General features: G+C 30.1%; 16 protein-coding genes and 2 pseudogenes. 13 read left to right on the top strand and 5 right to left on the bottom strand.

The features are described from left to right. Window positions 1–2: 2 nt before the first annotated feature. From WHD07_RS01050 to WHD07_RS01035, 4 genes are all read left to right on the top strand, one after another. The gene (locus WHD07_RS01050) at window positions 3–992 is read left to right on the top strand and encodes a FecR family protein (RefSeq protein WP_343329692.1); all 990 of its coding nucleotides are present in this window, start codon (window positions 3–5) and stop codon (window positions 990–992) included. A gap of 20 nt (window positions 993–1,012) precedes the next feature. Continuing rightward, window positions 1,013–3,943, top strand: coding sequence for a TonB-dependent receptor (locus WHD07_RS01045; protein ID WP_422897663.1), 2,931 nt, complete (start codon window positions 1,013–1,015; stop codon window positions 3,941–3,943). A gap of 160 nt (window positions 3,944–4,103) precedes the next feature. Beyond that, window positions 4,104–6,746, top strand: a complete 2,643-nt coding sequence (locus WHD07_RS01040) for a TonB-dependent receptor (RefSeq protein ID WP_105048475.1) — start codon at window positions 4,104–4,106, stop codon at window positions 6,744–6,746. A 122-nt stretch (window positions 6,747–6,868) separates the two neighbouring features. Further along, on the top strand, window positions 6,869–9,577 hold the full coding sequence (locus tag WHD07_RS01035; protein ID WP_343329690.1) for a TonB-dependent receptor: 2,709 nt from the start codon (window positions 6,869–6,871) through the stop codon (window positions 9,575–9,577). 239 nt (window positions 9,578–9,816) lie between these two features. Here the strand turns inward: WHD07_RS01035 and WHD07_RS01030 are convergent, their stop codons facing one another. Further along, the gene (locus WHD07_RS01030; protein ID WP_105048473.1) at window positions 9,817–10,167 is read right to left on the bottom strand and encodes a 4Fe-4S dicluster domain-containing protein; all 351 of its coding nucleotides are present in this window, start codon (window positions 10,165–10,167) and stop codon (window positions 9,817–9,819) included. A 70-nt stretch (window positions 10,168–10,237) separates the two neighbouring features. On the opposite strand from WHD07_RS01030, the gene WHD07_RS01025 reads away from it, so the two are divergent. From WHD07_RS01025 to WHD07_RS00985, 9 genes are all read left to right on the top strand, one after another. Next, window positions 10,238–11,299 (top strand): acyl-CoA reductase, encoded by a 1,062-nt coding sequence (locus WHD07_RS01025; protein ID WP_343329689.1) that lies wholly within the window; start codon window positions 10,238–10,240, stop codon window positions 11,297–11,299. A gap of 108 nt (window positions 11,300–11,407) precedes the next feature. Beyond that, window positions 11,408–12,472, top strand: a complete 1,065-nt coding sequence (serC, locus tag WHD07_RS01020; protein ID WP_343329688.1) for a 3-phosphoserine/phosphohydroxythreonine transaminase — start codon at window positions 11,408–11,410, stop codon at window positions 12,470–12,472. Window positions 12,473–12,551: 79 nt separating this feature from the next. Further along, window positions 12,552–13,505, top strand: coding sequence for a D-2-hydroxyacid dehydrogenase (locus WHD07_RS01015; RefSeq protein ID WP_343329687.1), 954 nt, complete (start codon window positions 12,552–12,554; stop codon window positions 13,503–13,505). Between the two features lie 136 nt (window positions 13,506–13,641). Continuing rightward, on the top strand, window positions 13,642–14,313 hold the full coding sequence (locus tag WHD07_RS01010; protein WP_343329686.1) for a YggS family pyridoxal phosphate-dependent enzyme: 672 nt from the start codon (window positions 13,642–13,644) through the stop codon (window positions 14,311–14,313). A 23-nt stretch (window positions 14,314–14,336) separates the two neighbouring features. Further along, window positions 14,337–15,416, top strand: coding sequence for an exonuclease domain-containing protein (locus tag WHD07_RS01005; RefSeq protein ID WP_343329685.1), 1,080 nt, complete (start codon window positions 14,337–14,339; stop codon window positions 15,414–15,416). A gap of 206 nt (window positions 15,417–15,622) precedes the next feature. Then, entirely contained in the window at window positions 15,623–16,153 is a 531-nt protein-coding gene (locus tag WHD07_RS01000) for a sigma-70 family RNA polymerase sigma factor (RefSeq protein ID WP_343329684.1), read from the top strand. Between the two features lie 3 nt (window positions 16,154–16,156). Next, entirely contained in the window at window positions 16,157–16,939 is a 783-nt protein-coding gene (locus tag WHD07_RS00995; protein ID WP_343329683.1) for an anti-sigma factor, read from the top strand. Between the two features lie 170 nt (window positions 16,940–17,109). Continuing rightward, window positions 17,110–17,874, top strand: a complete 765-nt coding sequence (locus WHD07_RS00990) for a YoaK family protein (protein ID WP_343329682.1) — start codon at window positions 17,110–17,112, stop codon at window positions 17,872–17,874. 96 nt (window positions 17,875–17,970) lie between these two features. Next, on the top strand, window positions 17,971–18,426 hold the full coding sequence (locus tag WHD07_RS00985; RefSeq protein WP_343329681.1) for a GNAT family N-acetyltransferase: 456 nt from the start codon (window positions 17,971–17,973) through the stop codon (window positions 18,424–18,426). Window positions 18,427–18,536: 110 nt separating this feature from the next. Here the strand turns inward: WHD07_RS00985 and WHD07_RS00980 are convergent, their stop codons facing one another. The 4 genes and pseudogenes from WHD07_RS00980 to WHD07_RS18250 all read right to left on the bottom strand — a co-directional run. Further along, a complete protein-coding gene (locus tag WHD07_RS00980; RefSeq protein ID WP_343329680.1) occupies window positions 18,537–20,765 on the bottom strand; it encodes a TonB-dependent receptor in 2,229 nt (742 codons plus the stop codon). Window positions 20,766–20,786: 21 nt separating this feature from the next. Beyond that, complete coding sequence (locus tag WHD07_RS00975; RefSeq protein WP_343329679.1) at window positions 20,787–22,082, bottom strand: cell surface protein; 1,296 nt, start codon at window positions 22,080–22,082, stop codon at window positions 20,787–20,789. A 75-nt stretch (window positions 22,083–22,157) separates the two neighbouring features. After that, window positions 22,158–23,039 (bottom strand): annotated as a pseudogene (locus tag WHD07_RS00970) (DUF4331 family protein). 93 nt (window positions 23,040–23,132) lie between these two features. Further along, window positions 23,133–23,405: pseudogene (locus tag WHD07_RS18250) on the bottom strand (DUF4331 family protein); the annotation flags it as partial. Window positions 23,406–23,549 lie beyond the last annotated feature (144 nt).

Below are 23,549 nucleotides of genomic sequence, written 5' to 3'. Positions count from 1 at the left end.
AAATGATTAAGAAAGAATACAATACCATAAATGACTTTTTAGATGATGATTCATTTAAAAATTGGGTGCTTCAAAACAACGGAACTGATGTAGGTTTTTGGGATTTTTGGATTGCCAACAATAAAGATAAAGAAGAATTAGTAAGTACTGCTAAAGACCTGGTTTTAGGTGTTGCTTTTAACCAACAAACTGTTGGTAAAGAAAAAGTTAGTTTAGAATGGCAAAAACTAGAAGCTAAAATTAAAGCTAAAAACCCAATTCCTAAGAAAAAAGTTAAATATCTTAAAACTTTTAGTGTAGCAGCTTCTATACTTCTACTAATTTCTATAGGTATTTATTTTTCTTTTAATAACACCAAAATGACCCATAAAACCAGTTATGGAGAAATTTTAAATATAAAATTGCTAGATGGTAGCCGTGTTACTTTAAATTCTAATTCTAGTTTATCCTACTACAAAAACGAAAGCAGAAAAGTTTGGTTGTCTGGTGAAGCCTTTTTTCAGGTGGATAAAAAAGTAACTACAAATGCAAAATTTTGGGTAATAACAGACGATTTATCTGTAGAAGTTTATGGTACCTCTTTTAATGTAAATACAAAAAAGCAAAAAACAGATGTGTTTTTAGAAGAAGGTAATATTTGGTTAAAACTAAATAACGGAATTGATAAAAAAATGATTCCAGGTAACTACATCTCCTATTCCGCAGAAAAAAATAAAATATTAGAAGACATAAATACTTTTGATTCTACTCTAAAAACTTCTTGGAAAAATGGTTCTTTATTGTTTGAAAACCTATCTTTGGAAAAAGCGATGGAAAAAATAGAAGAATCTTATGGCTATTCTATCATTTTTAACGACGATGCAAGTAAAAATACCTTAATAACAGGAGCGGTTCCTATTACTAATATTGACATCTGTTTAAAAGCCATCGAAAAATCTGCTGATGTAAATATTATCAAAAAAGATAGTAGTTTAATTATTAGTAAAAAGTAGGTATAACTTTAAATTAGTAAATTATTCAAAAATCTGTATACATAAAGCTGTTATTACTTGTTTTTGTAACTTTTACGTATCAAACAATAATTGCTCAAGAGCATAAAAAAGAAAGAATCCCCTTAGCTACTTTACTCGATAAAATTAGTAACAAGCATAAAATATTCTTTACTTACAATGCCAACTTATTAGACAATAAATACATTCAAAAAGAAGGTTTTGTAAACTTATCTTTAAAAGAATCTATTTCTTTGTTAGAAAAACTCACCCCTTTTCTTTTTGATGATTTAGGTAATAATTATTACGTTATTTATCTAAAAAACTTTGGCTCTAATAAAAAGCCGGTTTCTAAAGAGAGAACTACTGTTTCTAAAACAATAAATCGTACTTTTAAGAAAAACAAAACTGTTTTTAGAGGAATTATTTTAAGCTCAGATAATACACCTCTTAGTGGAGCAACGCTGCAAGAAGAAGGTTCTTTAGACGGCACAACTACCAATAAAGATGGTACTTTTGAAATTAAAATTCAACATAAAAATAACATTACCGTTAGTTTTATAGGTCATAATTCTAAAACAATACAACTAAAACCAAATGTATTTAATACCATTGTTTTATTTTCTGGTCAAGAATTAGAAGAAGTACAAGTTATAGGTTCTAGAAATAAAAATAGAGTTGCCAACGACACACCTGTTGCCATTGATTTTATAGACATCGAAGAAACCGCTACAAAAAGCAGTCAAGTAGAAATTAATCAGTTTTTACAATACGCTATTCCTTCATTTAACGCCACAAAACAATCTGGTGCAGACGGAGCAGACCATATAGATCCTGCCACAATTAGAGGTCTAGGACCAGATCAAACTTTAGTTTTAATCAACGGAAAAAGAAGACACCAAGCCTCTTTAATAAATTTATACGGAACAAGAGGAAGGGGTAATTCTGGTACCGATTTAAATGCAATTCCTATTTCTGCCATAAAAAGAATAGAGTTATTACGCGATGGTGCTTCTGCTCAATACGGTTCTGATGCTATTGCAGGTGTTTTAAATATTGTTTTAAAAGATACCGACAATGAGCTAAACATAAGTTCTACCTTAGGGTTTCACAATGCAAATAGCAATCGTTTTTTACCCAAAAAAGCTGATGGTTTTACTTATAAATTGGCTTTAAATTATGGTACAAAAATTAGCGAAGGCGGTTTTGTAAACTTTACAACAGAAGCTTTATCTGTAGACAACACACTAAGACCAAGTACATTTGCAAGAGAAAAATTTGGGCAAGCGGCAGTAAAAAATGTAAGTCTTTTTCTAAATTCTGAAATTCCTATTTATAAAAACACCAAATTATATATAAATGGCGGACTTAATTATAAGAATACAGAAGCCTACGCATTTACCAGAAGACCTGATACCGAAAGAAACGTATTAGAAGTTTATCAGAACGGGTTTAACCCTTTAATTACCTCTAATATTTTAGATAATTCTTTATCTTTTGGATTAACGACTTACTTTAAAGAATGGAATGTTGATGTAAACAATACTTTTGGTAGAAATAATTTTCATTATTTTATTAAAAACACTTTAAATGCAACACTTTTAGAAAATTCTCCTACAGAATTTGATGCTGGTGGTCATCAATTAATACAAAATACTACAAGCATTGATTTTTCTAAATATTTTGATACTACTACTTATGGTTTTAATATTGCCTTAGGTTTAGAGTACCGATTAGATAAATATAAAATTTTTGCAGGTGAAGAAGCCTCTTACGCTAGTTATGATGTAAACGGAAACACCATAACAAATCAAACGCCAATAGAAAATTATAAAACATACAATGGCAATATAAGACCCGGAGGCTCTCAAGGTTTCCCTGGTTATGCGCCAGAAAATGAAGTAGACAGAAACAGGTCTAACTTTAGTATTTATGCCGATACAGAAATAGATTTTTCTAAAAACCTTATGTTAGGTGCTGCCTTACGTTATGAGTATTATAGTGATTTTGGCAGTACATTAAATTACAAATTAGCTTCTAGATATAAAATAAATAAAAAATTTAACCTTCGTAGTTCTTTTAGTACAGGTTTTAGAGCCCCCTCTTTAGCGCAAATTTATTATAATTTAACTTTTACTAATTTTATTGGCAATACCCCTACAGAATCACTTTTAGTTGCAAATAATAGCTCAATTGCAAGAAGATTTAATATTGATAATCTTAAAGAAGAAAAAGCTAAAAACTTTAGTTTTGGGGTAACCTCTAAATTAAGCGCAAACTTTAAAGCTTCTATAGATACTTATATTGTTTACATTAAAGATCGAATAATTTTAAGCGGAAATTTTGATGCATCGCCACTTGGTTTTGATGTAAATAATGTACAATTTTTTGCAAACGGTGTAGACACAAAAACTACAGGTGTAGATTTAATTTTAAACTGGAAAAAAAGTATTGGTAAGAGTTTATTTTCTGTTGATTTATTGGGTAACATTAACCACATGAGTATTACCAACATTAAAAATAAAGAATTAGATAAAGAAACCTTTTTCGGTAAAAGAGATCAACAATTTTTATTAGCATCTGCACCAAAAAGCAAGTTTAACTTGGGTTTAAATTACGAGTATAAAAAAATAAAAACTTCTTTAAACTTTACTAGATTTAATAAAGTAGAATTAATCGATTGGCAAATAACCCAAGACTTGTCTAATTTTAATAATTCAGAATTAGAAAGGTTAAAAGCTTCTACAGACCTCTATCAATCAAAAATAACCACAGATTTACACTTTAGTTATCAACTAAATAAAATAACAAATTTACAATTTGGAGCGGATAATTTGTTTAACATCTACCCCACTAAACAAAATAACCATACAGATAGTGGTGGTTTATGGGACGCTACACAAATGGGAACAAACGGCTCATTTTACTACACCAAACTAAATATTAAGCTTTAAATATTATCATAATATTTGCTTTTTAGCATTTTCTTTAAAAAAAACTCATTTTAAAAGAGTATACTTTTTTCCTTTCTTCCTTATATAATAAATGAGGTCTTAATAACCACATAAAATTAAGAGACTCAACTAACAGATTTATGAACCAATAATTATATTTATGAAACAAAAGTATTTATTAAAATTTTGCACAATTACTTTTTTGTTTATGCTTCCTTTAGGATTGATGGCACAAACAGTTAAAGGTAAAGTAACGGATTCATCTGGTGAAGGTTTACCATATATGAATATTGTTGAAAGAGGGAATCATTCTAACGGTATCGTTTCTGATGATAATGGAGAATTCTCTATTACAGTAAAAAGTTTACCCGCCATATTAATTGTATCTTCTATGGGGTTTGAAACTAAAAACGTAAAGGTAAAAAACACTTCATTCTTAAAAATTGTTGTGAATGAAGATAATGCTTTAGATGAAGTGGTAATTACAGGGAATAGAACAAAACCTAGAACAATATTAGATTCTCCTGTACCTATTGACAATATTAACGTAGCAGAATTAACTAAAAGTGGAAAACCAACTTTAGATAGAATGCTAACTTTTAAAGTTCCTTCTTTTAACTCTCAAAATCAAGCCATTGCAGATGCAACTGCGCATTACGATCCGGCAGATTTACGTGGTTTAGGCCCAAGTAGAACTTTAGTTTTAATTAACGGAAAACGTAAAAACCAAAGTGCTCAAGTATATTTAAATAGAACTCCAGGTAAAGGAGAAGTTGGTGTAGATTTAAAAAGTATTCCTACAGCAGCTATAGAAAGAGTTGAAGTTTTAAGAGACGGTGCTTCTGCTATCTATGGTTCTGATGCAATTGCAGGTGTATTAAACATCATCTTAAAAAAGGATGTAAACTACTCTACTTTTACATCTAAAGCAGGAATAACTTCTGAGCAAGATGGATTTAACTTTTCATCAGACTTTAATACAGCATTTTCTTTTGGTGATGGTGGTTTTGTAAATGTAACTTTAGGCTACTACAAACAAGCAATTACCAACAGAGCTGGTGATGTTCCTGTTTCAGACATAGGTGCAAATCCTTCTGCTAGAGATCTTGCTTGGTTAGAGGCAAACCCACAAGCAGGTATGAATGTTGGTCAACCAGAAATGGAAAAGAAAGATCTTTTTGTAAATATGGAACACCCTATTGGAGAAAACTCAACACTATATTCTTTTCATGGGTTAACTACTAGAAACGGACAAAGTTTTGCATACTACAGAGCTCCTTATTGGAGAAATGACGTTGCAGATGCTAACTTTTTAACAAGAAACCCAGATGATTTTATTGGATATCAACCTACTTTTGAAACCACTATTAATGACCACATCAATGCACTTGGATTAAGATTTCCAATAGCAGAAGGTTGGGATGCAGATGCAAGTGTAACCTACGGTTCTAATGATGTAGATGTAACAATAAACAATTCTTTAAACAGAGATTATTTAGCAGATCATGGTACTTCTCCAAGATCTTTTAATCCTGGTGGATATGTTTTTACAAACATTGTAGGTAATTTTGATATTAACAGTCAATTATCTGATGCTGTTGGTTTAGCATTTGGGTTAGAATTTAAACAAGAAAGTTTTAAAGCAATTGAAGGAAACCCTTTATCTTATTATGGTGCTGGTTCTGATTCTTTTGCAGGTATTAAACCTGATGAAGCAGGAAAATGGACTAGAAACAATTTAGGATTATACTCTCAATTAGAATATGATGTTACAGATAAATTATTATTAGGTGCAGCAGGTAGATATGAAGATTATACAGATGCTGGTTCTAATTTTTCTTGGAAAGTAAATGGACGTTATAAATTAGGTAGTAACGGAGCTTTAAGAGGTTCTTATAGTACTGGTTTTAGAGCACCAACACTACACCAATCTCACATTACTTTAAGTCAGTATATTATTGTTGCCGGATCTTCAGAACCTTTATTACAAGGAACGTTAGCAAACGATAACCCTGCTGTACAAGCATTAGGAGTACCTAGTTTAACTCATGAAATTTCTAAAAATATTTCTGGTGGTTTAACATATAAATTTAATAGAAACTTTTCTGCCTCTGTAGATTTTTATCAAATTAAAGTTGATGATAGAGTTTTATTCTCTTCTCAAATTGGTTCTGATAGTGATGATACTACAACAAATCCTGTAGAACAAATTTTAGAAGATAACGGTGTGGTTGCAGTACAAGTTTTTATCAATGCAGGTGATACAAAAACAACAGGTACAGATATTGTTTTAAATTATAACAATATTGAAGTTGGTGAAAGCGGAAAATTAAACGCAAGTTTTGCAGCTAACTTTAACAAAACAACTATAGACGCAATTAATACACCAAAAACAATTGCCGATGCGGGTTATAATATTTTTGACAGACAAGAGCAAGGTTTAATTACAAACTCTAGACCAAAATCTAAAATGATTTTAGGATTAAACTTAATCACAGACAAATGGGATATTTCTTTTAACAACACTCGTTTTGGAGAAGTAATTATTACAGCACCACAATCTGGCGGTACAGATCAAACTTTGTCTTCTAAAATTTCTACCGATTTAGGTTTTGGATATAAATTAACAGATAGAATTACGTTTAATGCAAACATTAACAACATTTTTGATGTGTATCCAGATACAACCTTGGCTTCTACCAATACTGCACAAGCAGAATCTAGATTTAAATACTCTTCAGAAGTACAACAACTAGGTCAATTAGGTACTAATTTTAGTGTTGGAGTAAATGTTCAATTTTAACATCTACTTTATATAACCAAAGTAATTATTGAAACTACTCCTCAAAATAAAATATTTTTTTTGAGGAGTATGTTTCATTTATAATAAAAACAAAACATTCTTTTTAATTAAAAAAAACTTTTATGAAACAACTCTCATTATTAAAAATATGTACGATAACTTTTGTGTTTCTACTTCCAATAGGAATTCTAGCACAAACTATAAAAGGAAAACTAACAGATTCATCTGGCTTAGGTTTGCCATATATGAATGTTGTAGAAAAAGGAAACACTTCTAACGGATTGGTTTCTGACGATAATGGAAACTTTTCTATTACTGTAAAAAAATTACCAACAACCTTAGTGATATCTTCTATGGGGTTTGAAACAAAATCTATACAAGTTACAAACAACTCTTTTTTAACCATTGTAGTTAAAGAAGACAATGCTTTAGAAGAAGTTGTGGTAGTAGGTTCTAGAAACTCTAACAGAACCGTAGTAGATACACCTGTCCCTGTAGATATTATTGATGTACAAAAATTAGCGGCACAAAATGGTAAAGTAGAAATTAATGATATTTTACAATTTGCAGCACCTTCTTTTAACGCAACCAAACAATCTGGTTCAGACGGGGCAGATCATATTGTACCTGCTTCTTTAAGAGGTTTAGGTCCCGATCAAACTTTAGTTTTAATCAACGGAAAAAGAAGACATCAATCTTCTTTAGTCAATATTTTCGGTACAAGAGGTCGTGGAAATTCTGGTACAGATTTAAATGCAATACCTGCTTCTGCTATTAAAAGAATTGAGGTTTTAAGAGATGGTGCTTCTGCACAATATGGATCGGACGCTATTGCTGGTGTTATCAATATTGTTTTAAAAGACAATACAGATGGTATTACAGCAGGTATTACGTATGGTGCATATAGTACAAATGTAGGTTCTGGTTGGGCAGAAGAAACAGGTGAAACCCTGTGGAATGTGAATGGCAAAAATAGATTAGATGGTAAAAACAAACGTTTTGATGGAGAAACCGTAAAATTAGACCTAAATTTTGGTGCAAAAATTAATGACAAAGGTGGTTTTGTTAATTTTACAACAGAATTTTTATCAAAAAATAATAGCTTAAGACCTGGTTTTTCTTGGCGAAAAGGATACGGTAGTGCTGGTTTAGATGGCTTTAGTTTTATGGTAAATTCTATAATTCCTTTAAATGATAATACAGAAGTATATGCTTTTGGTGGTAGAAATTATAGAGATACAAACGCTTATGCATTTTCTAGAGATAGTTTTGATGAAGGTGATAATAGATCTGTACCTAGTATTTATCCAAATGGTTTTACACCAAGAATTACCTCTATAATTACAGATAGCTCGGTTTCTGCAGGTTTAAAACATACTTTAGATAACGGATGGAAAGTTGATTTTAACAATACTTACGGAATAAATAAATTTCATTATTTTATTAAAGATACCAACAATGCTTCTTTAGGAAGCGCATCACCAATAGACTTTGATGCAGGTGGACATAGTTTATCTCAAAATACTACTGGATTAGACTTTTCTAAATACTACGAAGAATATGCAAAAGGAATCAATTTTGCTTTTGGTTTGGAATACAGAACAGAAAACTTTCAGATTTTATCTGGCGAAGAAGCTTCTTATGGCTTGTATGATACCAACGGTGTAATTATTACAAATCCGGCAATACAAACTGTAGCAACAGATTCTAATGGAAACGAATTACCGGGTGGTTCTCAGGGCTTTCCTGGATACAGCCCAGATAACGTAGTAGATAGAAGTAGAACAAATATTGGACTTTACTTTGATACAGAAGTTAACATCACTGATAATTTTTTAATCAACGCAGCATTGCGTTATGAAGATTATAGCGATTTTGGTAATACATTTAACTACAAATTAGCTAGTAGATTTAAAGTAAACGACAATTTATCTTTTAGAGGTTCTGTATCTAGTGGTTTTAGAGCACCATCTTTAGCTCAAGTTTACTACAATTTAAAGTTTACAAATATTGTTGCAGGTAAATCGGTACCATCTTTATTATCTGCAAACAATAGTATTGTTACCAAAGCATTTGGTATTGGCGCTCTACAAGAAGAAAAAGCTTTAAATACAAGTATTGGCTTCACTTATAAGAAAAACGGATTTACAGCTACAATAGACGCCTACTCTATTGCTGTTGATGATAGAATTATTTTAACAGATAATTTTACAGATCAAACCATTTTAGAACCTTTAAACGTAGATGCTGCACAGTTTTTTGCCAATGGTGTAGATACTAAAACTACCGGAGTAGATATTGTTTTAAACTACGCTACAACAATTGGTGCAGATAACAAATTAAATATTGGTTTAATAGGTAACTTAAATAAATTAGAAATTAAAGAAGTCCATAACGGAAATTTAAATCCGTATACTTTTTTTAGTGGTTTTTCTCAAGCTTATTTAGAAGCCGCTGCTCCTGACTATAAATTTGGGTTAAATTTAGGTTACACCAGAAAAAAGTTTAATGCAAATGTAACTTTAACCAAATTTAGTGAGGTACAACTGCAAGATTTTCAGTGGGTAGATGCACCTCCAACAACAAAAGCAGAAGCAGATGCACTGTATTTAACAGCAACCGATACTTATAATTCTTTAATTACAACCGATTTAAGTTTAAGTTATAAATTTTCTGATAAAATTAGCTTAACTCTGGGTGCAAATAACCTATTTAATGTTTATCCAACACCTCAATTTGATGGTTGGACAGATCAAGGAGGGTTGGCAGATTCTGTACAAATGGGCTCTGACGGAGCTTATTATTTTACAAGAATTAGTTTTAATTTATAAACACAACAAACTAACAGAAGTTTCAAATAAAAAAGGTTGTTTAAAAAAGTATAAAACTTGTTGTACTAACTTTATTTTAGGTTGACAAAAAAAAACTTTTAAGACAGCCTCTTTTTATTGTAAAAAGTAATATCTATTATAGATTTAGTAATGATTAAAACCAAAAAATCCCGAATTTACTTCGGGATTTTTTATATCTAATTTTAAAAAATAGAATTTTATTTTTAAAAGTTTAGCATCTATTCATTATGCATAAAACGTTGTTTCTCTAACAGCTCTTCTTCTGTTTCTACAACGTCGTCATCTGGCACACAACAATCTACAGGACATACTGCAGCACATTGTGGCTCATCATGAAAACCTTTACACTCTGTACACTTATCTGGAACGATGTAATAAATTTCATCAGAAACAGGTTCTTGATCTTCATCGGCGTTTATTGTTTTACCATTTGGTAAAACCGCATTTCCTTTTAAATCTGTTCCATCAGAATATTTCCAATCGTCAGCTCCTTCGTAAATTGCAGTGTTAGGACATTCTGGTTCACATGCCCCACAATTTATACATTCATCTGTTATTATAATTGCCATAATTTTCTGTTCTGTTTTTGTACCTTTGCAGTTGCAAAAATAAAGCCAATATTATAGACAACCAAAATAAATGAAGAGTATTCAAAACAGAATTACTGCATTCGCAAAATTAGGCGACTTTTTACGACAGTTTTCTATCGATAATATAAAAAAAATCGATAGTATTGAACATAATGAAATATTTTTTGATGGCTTTTTACATCAAATTAAATTAGCGCAAGAAAATAACTCTTGGTTTACAAAAGAAAATATTCGACTTACTTTTGACTCTTGGAGTAAAGCGCTAACAGAAAGCAATTTAACACACTTTTCTAAAGATGTTAAACTAAACAACAATCCATCTAAAAAAGTTGCCATTATTATGGCGGGTAACGTTCCTTTGGTTGGGTTTCACGATTTTTTATCCGTATTAATTTCGGGACATGAGGTATTGGTAAAACAATCTTCTAACGACAAACATTTATTACCCTTTTTAGCCAAGTATTTAGAGTATGTTGATCCTAATTTTAAAGGTAAAATTACTTTTACAGAAGAAAAACTAACAGATTTTGATGCCGTAATTGCTACAGGAAGCGATAATACAGCGCGTTATTTTGAATATTATTTTAAAAATAAACCAAATATTATAAGAAAGAGCAGAAACTCTGTGGCTGTGATTACCGGAAAAGAAACAGAAGAAGATTTTATTAAATTATCTGATGATGTTTTTCATTATTTTGGATTAGGTTGTAGATCTGTTTCTAAATTATACGTACCAAAAGATTATAATTTTGATGCTTTCTTTACAGGAATGTATGCTAAGAAAGACATGATTAATAATGCCAAATACGCTAATAATTACGATTATAACAAAGCCGTATATTTAATGAGTTTGTTCGATTTATTAGAAAACGGTTTTCTAATGATTAAGGAAGATGAAAGCTACGCCTCCCCTATTGCAACCGTCTTTTACGAATATTATGATAACGAAATAGATTTAAAAATTAAATTACATCAAGATAGAGAAAAGATTCAGTGTATTGTTGCCAAAGACTTTATAGAAAATGAAGTTGCTTTTGGGCAAACACAACACCCTAAGTTAACAGATTATGCAGATGGCGTAAATACATTAGAATTTTTATCAACCATTTAACTCTCATAAAGAGATTTTAAAATTAACCGCGAAGACCCTAAGTTTTTCGCAAAGTTCGCAAAGTGTTACAACTTTGAATCTAAAATATTAAACATTGAACTTAAGAGTATGAAAAAACATAATTTTAGTGCAGGTCCTTGTATTTTACCACAAGAAGTGTTGCAAAAAGCATCAGAAGCAATTTTAAATTTTAATGATGATAATTTATCATTAATAGAAATTTCTCACAGAAGCAAACCTTTTGTAGAAGTAATAGAAAAAGCGCGTTCTTTAGCTTTAGAGTTGTTAGGATTAGAAAATAAAGGATATCAAGCCTTGTTTTTACAAGGTGGTGCAAGTTTAGAATTTTTAATGGTTGCTTATAATTTATTAAATAAAAAAGCAGCGTATTTAAATACGGGTACTTGGGCAGACAAAGCTATTAAAGAAGCAAAAGCTTTTGGTGAGGTTGTTGAAGTAGGTTCTTCTAAAGACAAAGGATATAATTATATACCTAAAGGATATATGATTCCTGAAGATGCAGATTATTTTCACTGTACAAGTAACAATACTGTTGCAGGAACACAGATAAAAGACTTTCCAGTAACAACGATTCCTTTGGTTTGTGATATGAGTTCAGATATTTTTTCTCGTCAATTAGATTTTGAAAAATTCGACTTAATTTATGCGGGTGCTCAAAAAAATATGGGTCCTGCCGGAGCAACTTTAGTTATTATTAAAGAAGATATTTTAGGCAAAGTAGAAAGACACATTCCTTCTATGCTAAACTATCAAATTCATATAGATAAAGACAGTATGTTTAATACACCTTCTGTATTTGCTGTGTATGTATCTATGTTAACATTACAATGGTTAAAAGATTTAGGTGGTGTTAAATTTATAGAAGAAGTAAATAATAAAAAAGCAGCTCTTTTATACAATGAAATAGATAGAAATCCTCTATTTAAAGGAGTTGTAGCCAAAGAAGATAGAAGTACAATGAATGCTACTTTTGTTTTAACGGATGAAACTTTAACCGAAAAGTTTAATGAAATGTGGGCAGCAGCAGGTATTAGTGGTATAAACGGACACAGAAGTGTTGGTGGTTATAGAGCTAGTATGTACAACGCTTTACCTTTATATAGTGTACAAGCTTTGGTTGATGTTATGCAAGCTCTAGAAAAAAAGGTTTAAAGTTTTAAATTTAATATTCAAAATTTTGAGTATTAATAAACTTTGAACTATAAATTTTAAATTTTGAACATATTTAAGAATGAAAATATTAGCAAACGATGGAATTTCTAAAAGCGGAATTGAAGCTTTAGAAAAAGCAGGTTTTGAAGTACTAGACATAAAAGTAGCTCAAAATCAATTAGAAAATTATATCAATGATAACAATATTGATGCAATTTTAGTAAGAAGTGCTACGCAAGTGAGACAAGAGTTAATGGAAGCTTGCCCAAGTTTAAAGTTAATTGGACGTGGTGGCGTTGGTTTAGACAATATAGATGTAGATTATGCAGAAGACAACGGTTTAATAGTAATTAATACACCAGCTGCTTCTTCTGAGTCTGTAGCCGAATTAGTTTTTGCTCACCTTTTCGGAATGGTACGTTTTTTACATTCATCTAACAGAGAAATGCCTTTAGAAGGAGATTCTCGTTTTAAAGAATTGAAAAAAGCCTATTCTGAAGGTATAGAGTTAAGAGGAAAAACAATTGGTATTATTGGTTTTGGACGCATTGGACAAGAAGTTGCCAAAATTGCTATTGGTATTGGTATGAATGTTTTGGCTACCGACGATAAGGTAACCAGCGCACCTATTACATTAGAGTTTTTTAACGGACAAAAAACTACTTTTAATATTGATACTGTAGATAAAGAAGAATTATTAAAAGAGTCTGACTTTATTACATTACATACACCAGATCAAGAAGACTATATTATTTCTGCATCGGAAATTGAAAAAATGAAAGATGGAGTTGGTATTATAAATACAGCAAGAGGTGGTATTTTACATGAAGTAGATTTAGTAAAAGCAATTGAAAGTGGTAAAATACACTTTGCAGGTTTAGATGTTTTTGAAACAGAACCAACACCAGCTGTTCAGTTATTAATGAATCCAGAAATTTCTTTAACGCCACATATTGGTGCTGCAACCAAAGAAGCACAAGATAGAATTGGCTTAGAGTTAGCCAGTCAGATTATTAATTTATTGAAAAATTAATTTTTTTAATTAAAAACATCTCGAGACAGGTTTACTAAAAAAGTAAAAACACTATAATTAGTGGCATTGCAGTTCTGGTAATTTTAAGGAACTAAAAAAAATAATCGAGAACAATCTTTAAATAACTGTTTAACACATGATTAAAGAGAACCTATTAGCAATAAAAAAATCAATTCCAGAAACGGTAACTTTAGTTGCCGTTTCTAAAACCAAACCTATAGAAGACCTACAAGAAGCTTATGCAGCTGGTCAACGCATTTTTGGGGAGAATAAAATTCAGGAAATGGTTGATAAATATAATGCTTTACCTAAAGACATACAATGGCACATGATTGGTCATTTACAAAGTAACAAGGTAAAGTACATGGCGCATTTTGTAGATTTAATTCATGGTGTAGATAAATTTTCGACATTAAAAGAAATAAATAAACAAGCAAAAAAACATAATAGAGTTATTAATTGCTTATTACAAGTAAAAATTGCCAAGGAAGAAACAAAATTTGGGCTTTCTTTAGAGGAAATAGAAGTTATTTTATCTTCTGAAGAATTTTCTACTTTAGAAAACATAAAAATTGTTGGTTTTATGGGAATGGCCACTTTTACAGACAACCAAAAACAATTACAAGAAGAGTTTTTATCTCTTAAAAAGTTCTTTGATATCAAGAAAACAGCAATTAGCACTAAAAATTGTGAGTTAAGAACACTTTCTATGGGAATGAGTGGAGATTATCTGTTAGCAATAGAAAATGGTAGTACTATGGTAAGAGTTGGTAGCTCTATATTTGGTCATAGAAATTATAATGCGTAATTTTATCCTCAAAGAAAAAGACTTTGTACGCAATTTTAGATATAGAAACTACAGGAGGTAAATTTAATGAAGAAGGCATCACAGAAATTGCCATTTATAAATTTGACGGCCACACTACAGTAGACCAATTCATTAGCCTTGTAAACCCAGAAAAACCCATTCAAGAATTTGTAGTAAAATTGACTGGGATTAATAATAAAATGCTTAAAAACGCACCCAAATTTTATGAGGTTGCAAAGCGGATTATAGAAATTACTTCAGATTGTATTTTGGTAGCTCACAATACCACTTTCGATTATAGAATTCTAAGCACAGAATTTGATCGATTAGGCTATGATTTTAATAGAAATACATTGTGTACGGTAGAATTAAGTCAGAAATTAATTTTAGACCAACCATCTTATAGTTTAGGAAAACTAATACGTTCTTTAGGAATACCAATGACAGATAGACACAGAGCTTCTGGTGATGCGTTGGCAACAGTACAATTGTTTAAATTACTTTTAGAAAAAGACACCAATAAAACAATTATAAAAAGCTCTATAAAATACTTTGATAGAAGAACACAGAAACAAAAATTAAGAACATTAATAGAAGAAATACCTGCAATGCAAGGTGTTTTTTATGTTCATGACAAAGAAGGCAAAGTTATCTATTTAGGAAAAGGAAAAAATATTAAGGCAGAAGTAAATAACCTCTTTTTAAAAGAAACAAGAAGAGCCATTAAAATACAAGAAAGGGCACAAACAATTTCTTTTGATAAAACAGGTAATGACTTATTTACACGCTTAAAACACTCTATACAGTTAGAAACATTAGTTCCTAAATTTAACTTTAGAAAGAAACTAAAAACAATAACTCAAGACTTTAATAATGATAATTTCCTTATTATAGAAAAAGGTAGAGAAGTAGAAGAAAATGCTATTATTTTAATAGAAAATAATGAAGTTTTTGGTTATGGTTATACAAATTTAAACTATCAAGAAAATCAAATAGATATTTTAAAAGCAATATTAACTCCTATAGAAAACAAAGTACAAGCTAAAATACTTGTTAAGAATTACATTAATAAGTTTAAAGTGCAAAAAATAATACGCTTGTAAATGATAACAAAAGTTTATTCCTTCTACTTTATCCCATATAAAACAGTTAAATACTGACAGTTATATTCAGGTTTATTTTAAAAAAATTAGATAACCTTTTTTCCTCATTCTAAGAATAATGATCAATGTGAAATTTGATATTTATTAAATGATAATAAATACTTACTTATCAATTTAATTTAATATTTTAGCCACAGATACATTTTATGGATTTAGAACAATTAATTTTACAATTTCAAAATAAGGACGTAAAGGCCTATGAAAAATTATACAATATGTATTGTGATAGTATTTCTGGAATTGTAAATAATATTGTTAAGAACGATGATATTGCACAAGAAATTACACAAGATGTATTTATAAAAGCTTGGAACAAAGCAGATACTTACTCTTCTAAAAAAGGCCGTTTTTTTACTTGGATACTTAATATAGCAAGAAATGCAGCTATAGATTACACACGTTCTAAAAATTATAAACAGTCTAAACAAAACCATAACGCAGATTTTTTCGTAGATATACTAGAAACTAGTGAAAGCTTAGATACTTCTACCAATACAATTGGTTTAAAAGATTTTGTTACAAAGTTAGGAGATAAGTGTAAAGCTGTAATTGAATTATTATATTTTAAAGGGTTTACACAAAAAGAAGCCTCGGAAGAATTAGAAATGCCAATTGGCACTATAAAAACAAGAAATAGAAACTGTATAGGCGAATTACGTACTATGCTCGGAGTTTAATTAATGAATATAAAAGAATACATATCATCTGGAATTTTAGAACTGTATGTTGCAGGCTCGCTTTCTGAAAAGGAAAATGAAGATGTGCACGCTAAAATTAAAGAATACCCAGAAGTATTAGCTGAAGTTGTATCTATAGAAAAAGCAATTACACAATTAACTGCTGCCGCTAAAAAAGATACCCCCTATTCTTTTTCTGATATTAAAAATAAATTAAAAATAGAAGAAACAAAAGTAATCTCTATTTCTAAACCAAAAGTAAACTGGATGCAATATGCTGGTTGGGCAGCTTCTGTATTAATAGGTAGTTTACTTGTTTGGACCATCACTCAAAACAAAGAACTTAAGAATCAGCTTGCTACAGAAAAACAGCAATTAGAACAACAAATAGAAAAAGCATCTAACAGTTTAACAGAAGCAGAAAAACTAATTACTATTTTTAGAGATAAAGATATTATTTCTGTGCCTTTGGCAGGACAAAAAGTTTCTCCAAATTCGTATGCGAAAGTTTATTGGGATAAAAAAACAAAAAGTATTTACTTAGATGCTAAAGGCTTACCAACACCTCCAAAAGGAAAAGTATACCAAGTTTGGTCTTTAAAATTAAGTCCTTTAACACCAACAAGTTTAGGTACAATAGATACTTTTACTGCAGATACAAACAAAATATTTACTATAGAAAATGCTAATGAATCTGAAGCATTTGGTATTACTTTAGAGCCTGCAGGTGGTAGTAAATCGCCTAATTTAGAACAACTATACACTCTAGGAGCCGTGGCTTCTTAATTAAAGAAAACTTATATTTATAGTAACACCTCACTTTTTGTGAGGTGTTTTGTTTTTATAAAATGATTTTTTCGTTTATGAATATTCTCATTCAAAAAAAGTAACTTTGCCAACTACTTTAAAATTCTGAATTTACTTCCTCCTAAAAGATCAGAATAAATAAAAAATAAATGTTTAGACATCAAGGTAAAAGCCGAACAAAAAAACACAACTTAAGAATAGCTACCATTCTATCTTTTGTAGCCGGCATTGTAAATGTTTCTGGCTACTTAGCTTTTAAACAATTAACCACCAATGTTACCGGTCATTTTGCGCTATTTATTTATGATCTTGCTAATTTTGATTTTTGGAAAGGTACCATCTATTTCCTTTATATTTTCTCATTTCTCGTTGGTTCCTTTTTATCTAGCTTTTTAATAGAATTTTTTAGAGAAACCAAAAGACTTAATGTTTTTGTATTGCCAACCGTTATAGAATGTCTTGTTTTAATATTGATAGGGCTTTTAAGTGATTTTATAAAAATGGAATCTATCAATTTATTAGTTTGTCTACTTCTTTTTGCAATGGGCTTACAAAACTCTTTTGTAACCAAAATATCTAATGCAGTAGTAAGAACAACCCATTTAACTGGGCTGTTTACAGATTTAGGGATCGATCTTTCTTTATTATGCTTTCCTAAATTAGAAGCAAAAAGAAAAGAATTAAAATCGAACATTAAACTTCGTGTTTTTATTATTTTATTCTTTTTTTCTGGTGGATTAATCGGCGGATTCTTGTATTCGAAATTAGATTTAAAGTTGAATGCATTAATTTTTGCAGCACTCATTTTAATTGTAAGCTTATTCTTTGATGATTTTAGATATCATATAATTAAAACACGACGAAAATACAATCAGAAGAAAACAAACCAAAAAGAAACTTTTTTACATTCTTAAGTCTATTTAAAAAGTATATTGGCTACTACTCTATTCTTTTGCTTACTTAGTTTGCCTCCTTTATTAACTGTAATTTAAAATCAATTTAAAATAATAATGATCAAAATAAAAAGAACAAACTCCGACAATACTGATTTTATAAAATTGGTAAAAGAATTAGATATAGATTTGGGTATCTATTATAAAGAAGAAGAATCTTTTTATGGAGAATTAAATAATATCGATAAAATAAAACACACTATTGTTGCTTATAATGACAATAATGAACCTATTGCCTGTGGTGGAATTAAAGAGTATTCTTTAAAAGAGATAGAAATTAAACGAATGTACGTGCAACCAACCTATAGAGGAAAAGGAATTGCATCCATTGTATTAAATGAATTAGAAAACTGGAGTAGTGAATTAAATTATGAAAAATGTATTTTAGAAACACTTAAAGAAAAACCTTACGCGATTGCTTTTTATGTGAAGAATGAATATAAAGAAATTCCTAATTTTGGCGAATATGTAAAAGCTAAAAACAGTGTTTGTTTTGAGAAGAAATTAAAATAAATTGATTTAAAAATCGTACTAATTATCAATAAATAAAAATGTCTACCACATTGCTGCAATAGACATTTCATCCAACTAAAACTAACCAAACTTATTTACTTAAATCGTATTTAAAACGTATATGTTATTGTTGCTTTTGCAAAAAACGGAGTTCCTGGTGTAAAGTGAATTTCCTCTACAGATTCCGTTTCATTTTGCAATCTACTTTCTGTTGCAAACTGAGTTTCATTCCATGCTACATCAAAAATATTTTCTAGAGCTATACCAAAAGTAATATCATTCATTTTATAGTTGATGTTAAAATCACTTACAAAATAACCATCTGCAACAATAGAATTGTCTTCATTTGCAGGTCTATCATCTATAAAACGATAACGTAAACCTCCAGAAAAGTTTCCAAGATTAGAGAATGATAATCCTCCAGACATTGTAAAATCTGGCGATAAAGGAATGTAGTCTTCCCCAGAAATATTTTCTAAACTTCTTGCTTTTGTAGCTGTTAAATCGGTATCTAAATACAACCAATCTGTAAATTGATATCTCAATCCAAAATCGAAACCAAATCTTTCTGATTTACCAGAAGGCTCTATCACACCTGCATCACCAACATAAACCAATTCTTCTTCAGATAACAAATACCAAACCGCCGTGTTTAATACTAAATTCTTAGTAGGTTTCCAGATATTACCAAAATCTGCTCCGTAAGCTCTTGGTAAAATTTTATCTGTTTCTTGTTGTAAAATTACTCTTGCATCGTTAGAATGAAATCCTATTCCTGATTTTAAATACCATTGTAAATTATCATTCTGAGTATATAAAAAATTCAATTTAGGGTTTACAATTGCTTCCGATTTTGATAATGTTTCATAAGCCGGATTTAAACGATCATTGTATAAAAACTTAAAATAATCTAAACGTACTGATGGCGATATTTTAAATTTACCAACTTCAAAATCAGCATTAAAAAAAGCGAACATATTGGTTTGTTTTACATCTCCTAACTGAATCTGGTTTAACGTTTCTGATCTGTTTTTTGTGTGAGATAATTCAATATCATTTATTAAATCGTAACGTAACCCTGCTCCTTTTGTATACGTAGCTTCTACGTTTCCATAATTTACAATATTAGATAACTGTACATTCATTCCAAAAATATCTCTATCTTCAAATTGTTTAATTTGATCTCCATTTACAGCATCCTCTAAAAAGAAAGTAAAGTTAGAATACAACTCAAAATTATAATGAGAGTAAAATGCATTTGCTTTTAATAAAGAAGCATCATCTAATGTTTTATTTAACTCTACGTTAAAATTTGTTCTAGAGGTAAAACCTCCTTCAGTATCATCTATAGCGCCAAATCTGGTAATATTTCCGTTTGCTATTTCTCTTTCTGGTACTTGCCCAGAAGCATCCCAACTACTTGTAAAATGAGACGCAGTTAAAGAAATTCTGTCGGTATCATTTATAAAAGCGTTGTATTTACCAAAAACATTAACTCTATTAAAGTTTTGTGGAGACTCAAAAGCGCCATCTGTTTCTATATATTCTACAGCAACATACGCATTTTGATCTTTCTTAGTATCTAACAAATTAAACATCCCTAAAGTTCTTAGCGAGTTAAAATCTCCAAAACCTACTGAAACCGTATTGTTATTTATCGCCTTTTTGGTAGAAAAATCTACATAACCAGCAGTATTAAAATCGCCTGTATTTGCATAATAAGGTCCTTTACCAAAATTAATTTTCTGAATCGTTTCTGGAATTACAAAATGCAAATCGCTATATCCTTGTCCGTGTGCATGAGAAACCATATTAATTGGCATTCCGTCTACAGAAAGTGAAATATCTGTACCATGATCTATATCGAAACCTCTTAAAAATATTTGTTCTGCTTTCCCTCCACCTGCATGTTGACCAATAATTAAACCTGGAACTTTTCTTAAAATTTCTTGAGAAGAATTTACCGGATTTAACTCTAAATCTACTTTTGCAATGGTTTCTATAGCATTCATTTCTTTACGTAAAACCAATTCATCTAACTGAAATATTTTAGAAACCAACGCTATTGTAATTCCGTTTTCGATATCATTTTTAGTGATAATCAATTCTCTTTTTTCAAAACCTAAAAGACCAACTTCTAAAACATCGTTAGCTACTGTTTTTTCTAAAATAAAACTTCCGTTTTCATTAGTGTGTGTGTGTGTATTTTTTATCGAATTGTAGATATAAACATTTTCTATAGGTTGTTTAAAATCATCTACAACACGTCCTTTTAATTGTTGCGCAAAAGATTGTAAACAAAGTGTAATTGCAAAAAGAAGTATTAATTTCTGTTTCATATTTATAATTTTTGCGCGAATTTAAATATTTTTTATCTCTTTTTCTGTTAAAGGACCTAATTCATATATAGCACCTAATAATTCAGTTTTTAACATTCTAGCTTCTTCTATTTCACCATTTCCTTTTAAAATATAAGCCGTATGTAATAAAGCTTCTGGTTCAAAAGTTTTACCAATTACATGGTTTCTAGAGATTTCTAGCGCTTTTTTTACATTTCCGTTTTTAAAGTGAGACCAAGCTAATAGATCGTAAGATTGTGCCGTAGCTCGTCCTTCAACTTCTTGTTCTGCAAGTGTTATTGCTTTTTCTGTTTTTGTAACATCATCTGCAAATAATAAAACGTCGTATTTATGATACATTACACCGTATTTTTTATTGGCAACTTTTGCTACATATTTTTTAATTTGATTTTCTTTTTCGGCAAGATTCCCCATGTATTCTGCAATTTCTGCTTTTAATAAATGGTAATCTGGTGCTGCATTTTCTTTAGTAACTGTTTCTAAAATACGTAATGCTTCTGCAGGGTTTCTTTCATAAGAAAAAACAATCCAAGCAATTCCTTTTTTAGCATAACTGTCATTTTTATCCAATGCTAAGGCACTTAAATACGCATTATAAGAATCTTTAATTCTACCAGCATGACCATAATAATCTGCTAAATTTGTATAATTCCATTGTATTAAATATGTATTGTTAGAAGATTTTGCAATTACTAATGCTTCTTCTAAATATTTAATTGCATTGTCTAAATTACCCATGTGATCATTGTATTTAGAAACTCTAATTAAATAATCGAAATCTTTAAAATTCTTTACTTTAGATAAGTACTCTTCTACTTTAGGTAAGTTTCCTAATTCTAAATACACATCAATTAACATATAATGTGATTGTTGTAAATTCTCGCCTATAGATTCTGCTTTTGTTACCAAAGCTAAAGCCTCTTTAAAACGGTGTTGAGAAATATAGTTTCTGGCCAAACTTCTTAAATAACCAGCGCTATTATAATTTGTACTTTCATTGGCAATTAGTAAGTTTTGTTCTGCTTTTTTTAGAGCGTCAATATTACCCGTTATTTTAAACATGGTAGTATTTGCTGCAGCTATTTTTGCATTATAAGGATATTGGTTTGGTGTTTTATCTAGTTTTGTTTTCCAGAAATTATATTCTGATGTTGAGTTCTCTAAAGCTATATTTTTAGTAGTTGTTAAATAACTATTATAGTCATTTACGTTTGTTATTTGCTTGGTTGGTTCTGTAGTGCAACTAGTTGCAATTGAAAAAGTTACAAACAATAAAATTAGTTGGATAGATTTCATAATTTATATTTTTTAGTTAGTTTGATAAAAAAAACTGGCGCTAGTCCCCCGATTTGCGCCAGTTAACAAAGCATTCTACCAAGGAGAAGCTAAATACGGAAAAGATGTTAAAAATTCTTTGTCGTTTCCATCTACGTGATCATTAGAAAAATCTGGGTTTTCAGTAAAATCTTCACCTCCAAAAATTAATAATAATTCAACAGTAATTACATCATCTGCTAACGCTCTACCAGAAAGTGTATTTGCTGCATTACCATCGTAAAATGTTGTTGTACCGTCTAAAGAAACATTTAAAACATCAGCTGCTAAAAAACCTGTAAAAGCTGCTGCATCTTGTCCTAACGCATTTTTATCTCCATCGTTTGCAAAAGCAGGACTTAAACCTTTTAAGTTTGTTTCAAACATAGATTGAAACATAGCTCCTTGTTTAGAAGGAATTGTAACATTAAAAGCATCTTTACTATCAGCAGAAACAAAAACAGTGTTTACGGCTGGTCTACCCATTTGATCTTTTTGAGCATAAGTTCCAGAAAAATCTGTACTTACTTCCATCATAGTATTGTCATCATCGTTATTATTACAGCTCATTACAAAAAGAGATAAGACTGCTATTGCTATGTATTTTATTTTATAAATTTTCATGGTATTATTTTTAAAAGTTGATTGTTAAAATTATTGTTTTGCATTAGATGTTACCCAAGTATTAATTGTACCAGAACCTCCTATTGAAGATTTAGGAACTTCTACTACGATAGAAAGCACATTAGATCCTGCAAAAGTATCTGTACCTGGATTGTTAAAACCTGTAGCTTCGCCAGCTATAATTGCACCATACTGAGCAAAATCCATAAAGAAAGGATCATCTCTTGGTCCTGCAAAAAATTTCATTCCGTTTGTATTTGCAATAATTGCAGAAGTACCATACTTAGAAATTTCAACTTCAGATTTTGTTGCCATTTCATTAACAGCACTATTTAATCCTGTAGCAGATGGAGAAAAAGGTCCGAAGAAATACATTTTACCATCTCTTGGAATTGCCTGAATTACTAAATCTTCTACCATATCATTATTGGTATCAATATTAAATTCTACCATAACGTCTTCTGCAAAAGAAGCTGTTGCAGATGCTGTAGGACTTAATAATCCTTGTACGTTAGCAACAAATACTAAATTGTTTGTGTCTTCTCCTTGAAACGCATAGAAGTCTGTAATGTCTGCTGTGGTGCCTTTAGATGCAGGAGCGTCTATATGATCTGCTGCAACTGTAACTAAACCGATAACCGCTGCGAAAACGGTTGCTACTAAAATTTTACTTTTTTTCATTGTGTGAGTTTTTAAGTTAATATTTAATTGAGTCTCACAGATACTTACGAGGAGAAAGTAGTTATGGTTTTTAAAAAGTTCGTTTTTTTTCATTATTTTTAAAATCCCTTGTAAACAAAGAGAAAAACAATAGAAATAAAATGC

Origin of the sequence: Polaribacter staleyi (genome assembly GCF_038024045.1) — a bacterium.
GTDB classification, from domain to species: Bacteria; Bacteroidota; Bacteroidia; order Flavobacteriales; family Flavobacteriaceae; genus Polaribacter; species Polaribacter butkevichii.
This window is presented reverse-complemented; position numbering and strand designations above follow the sequence as displayed.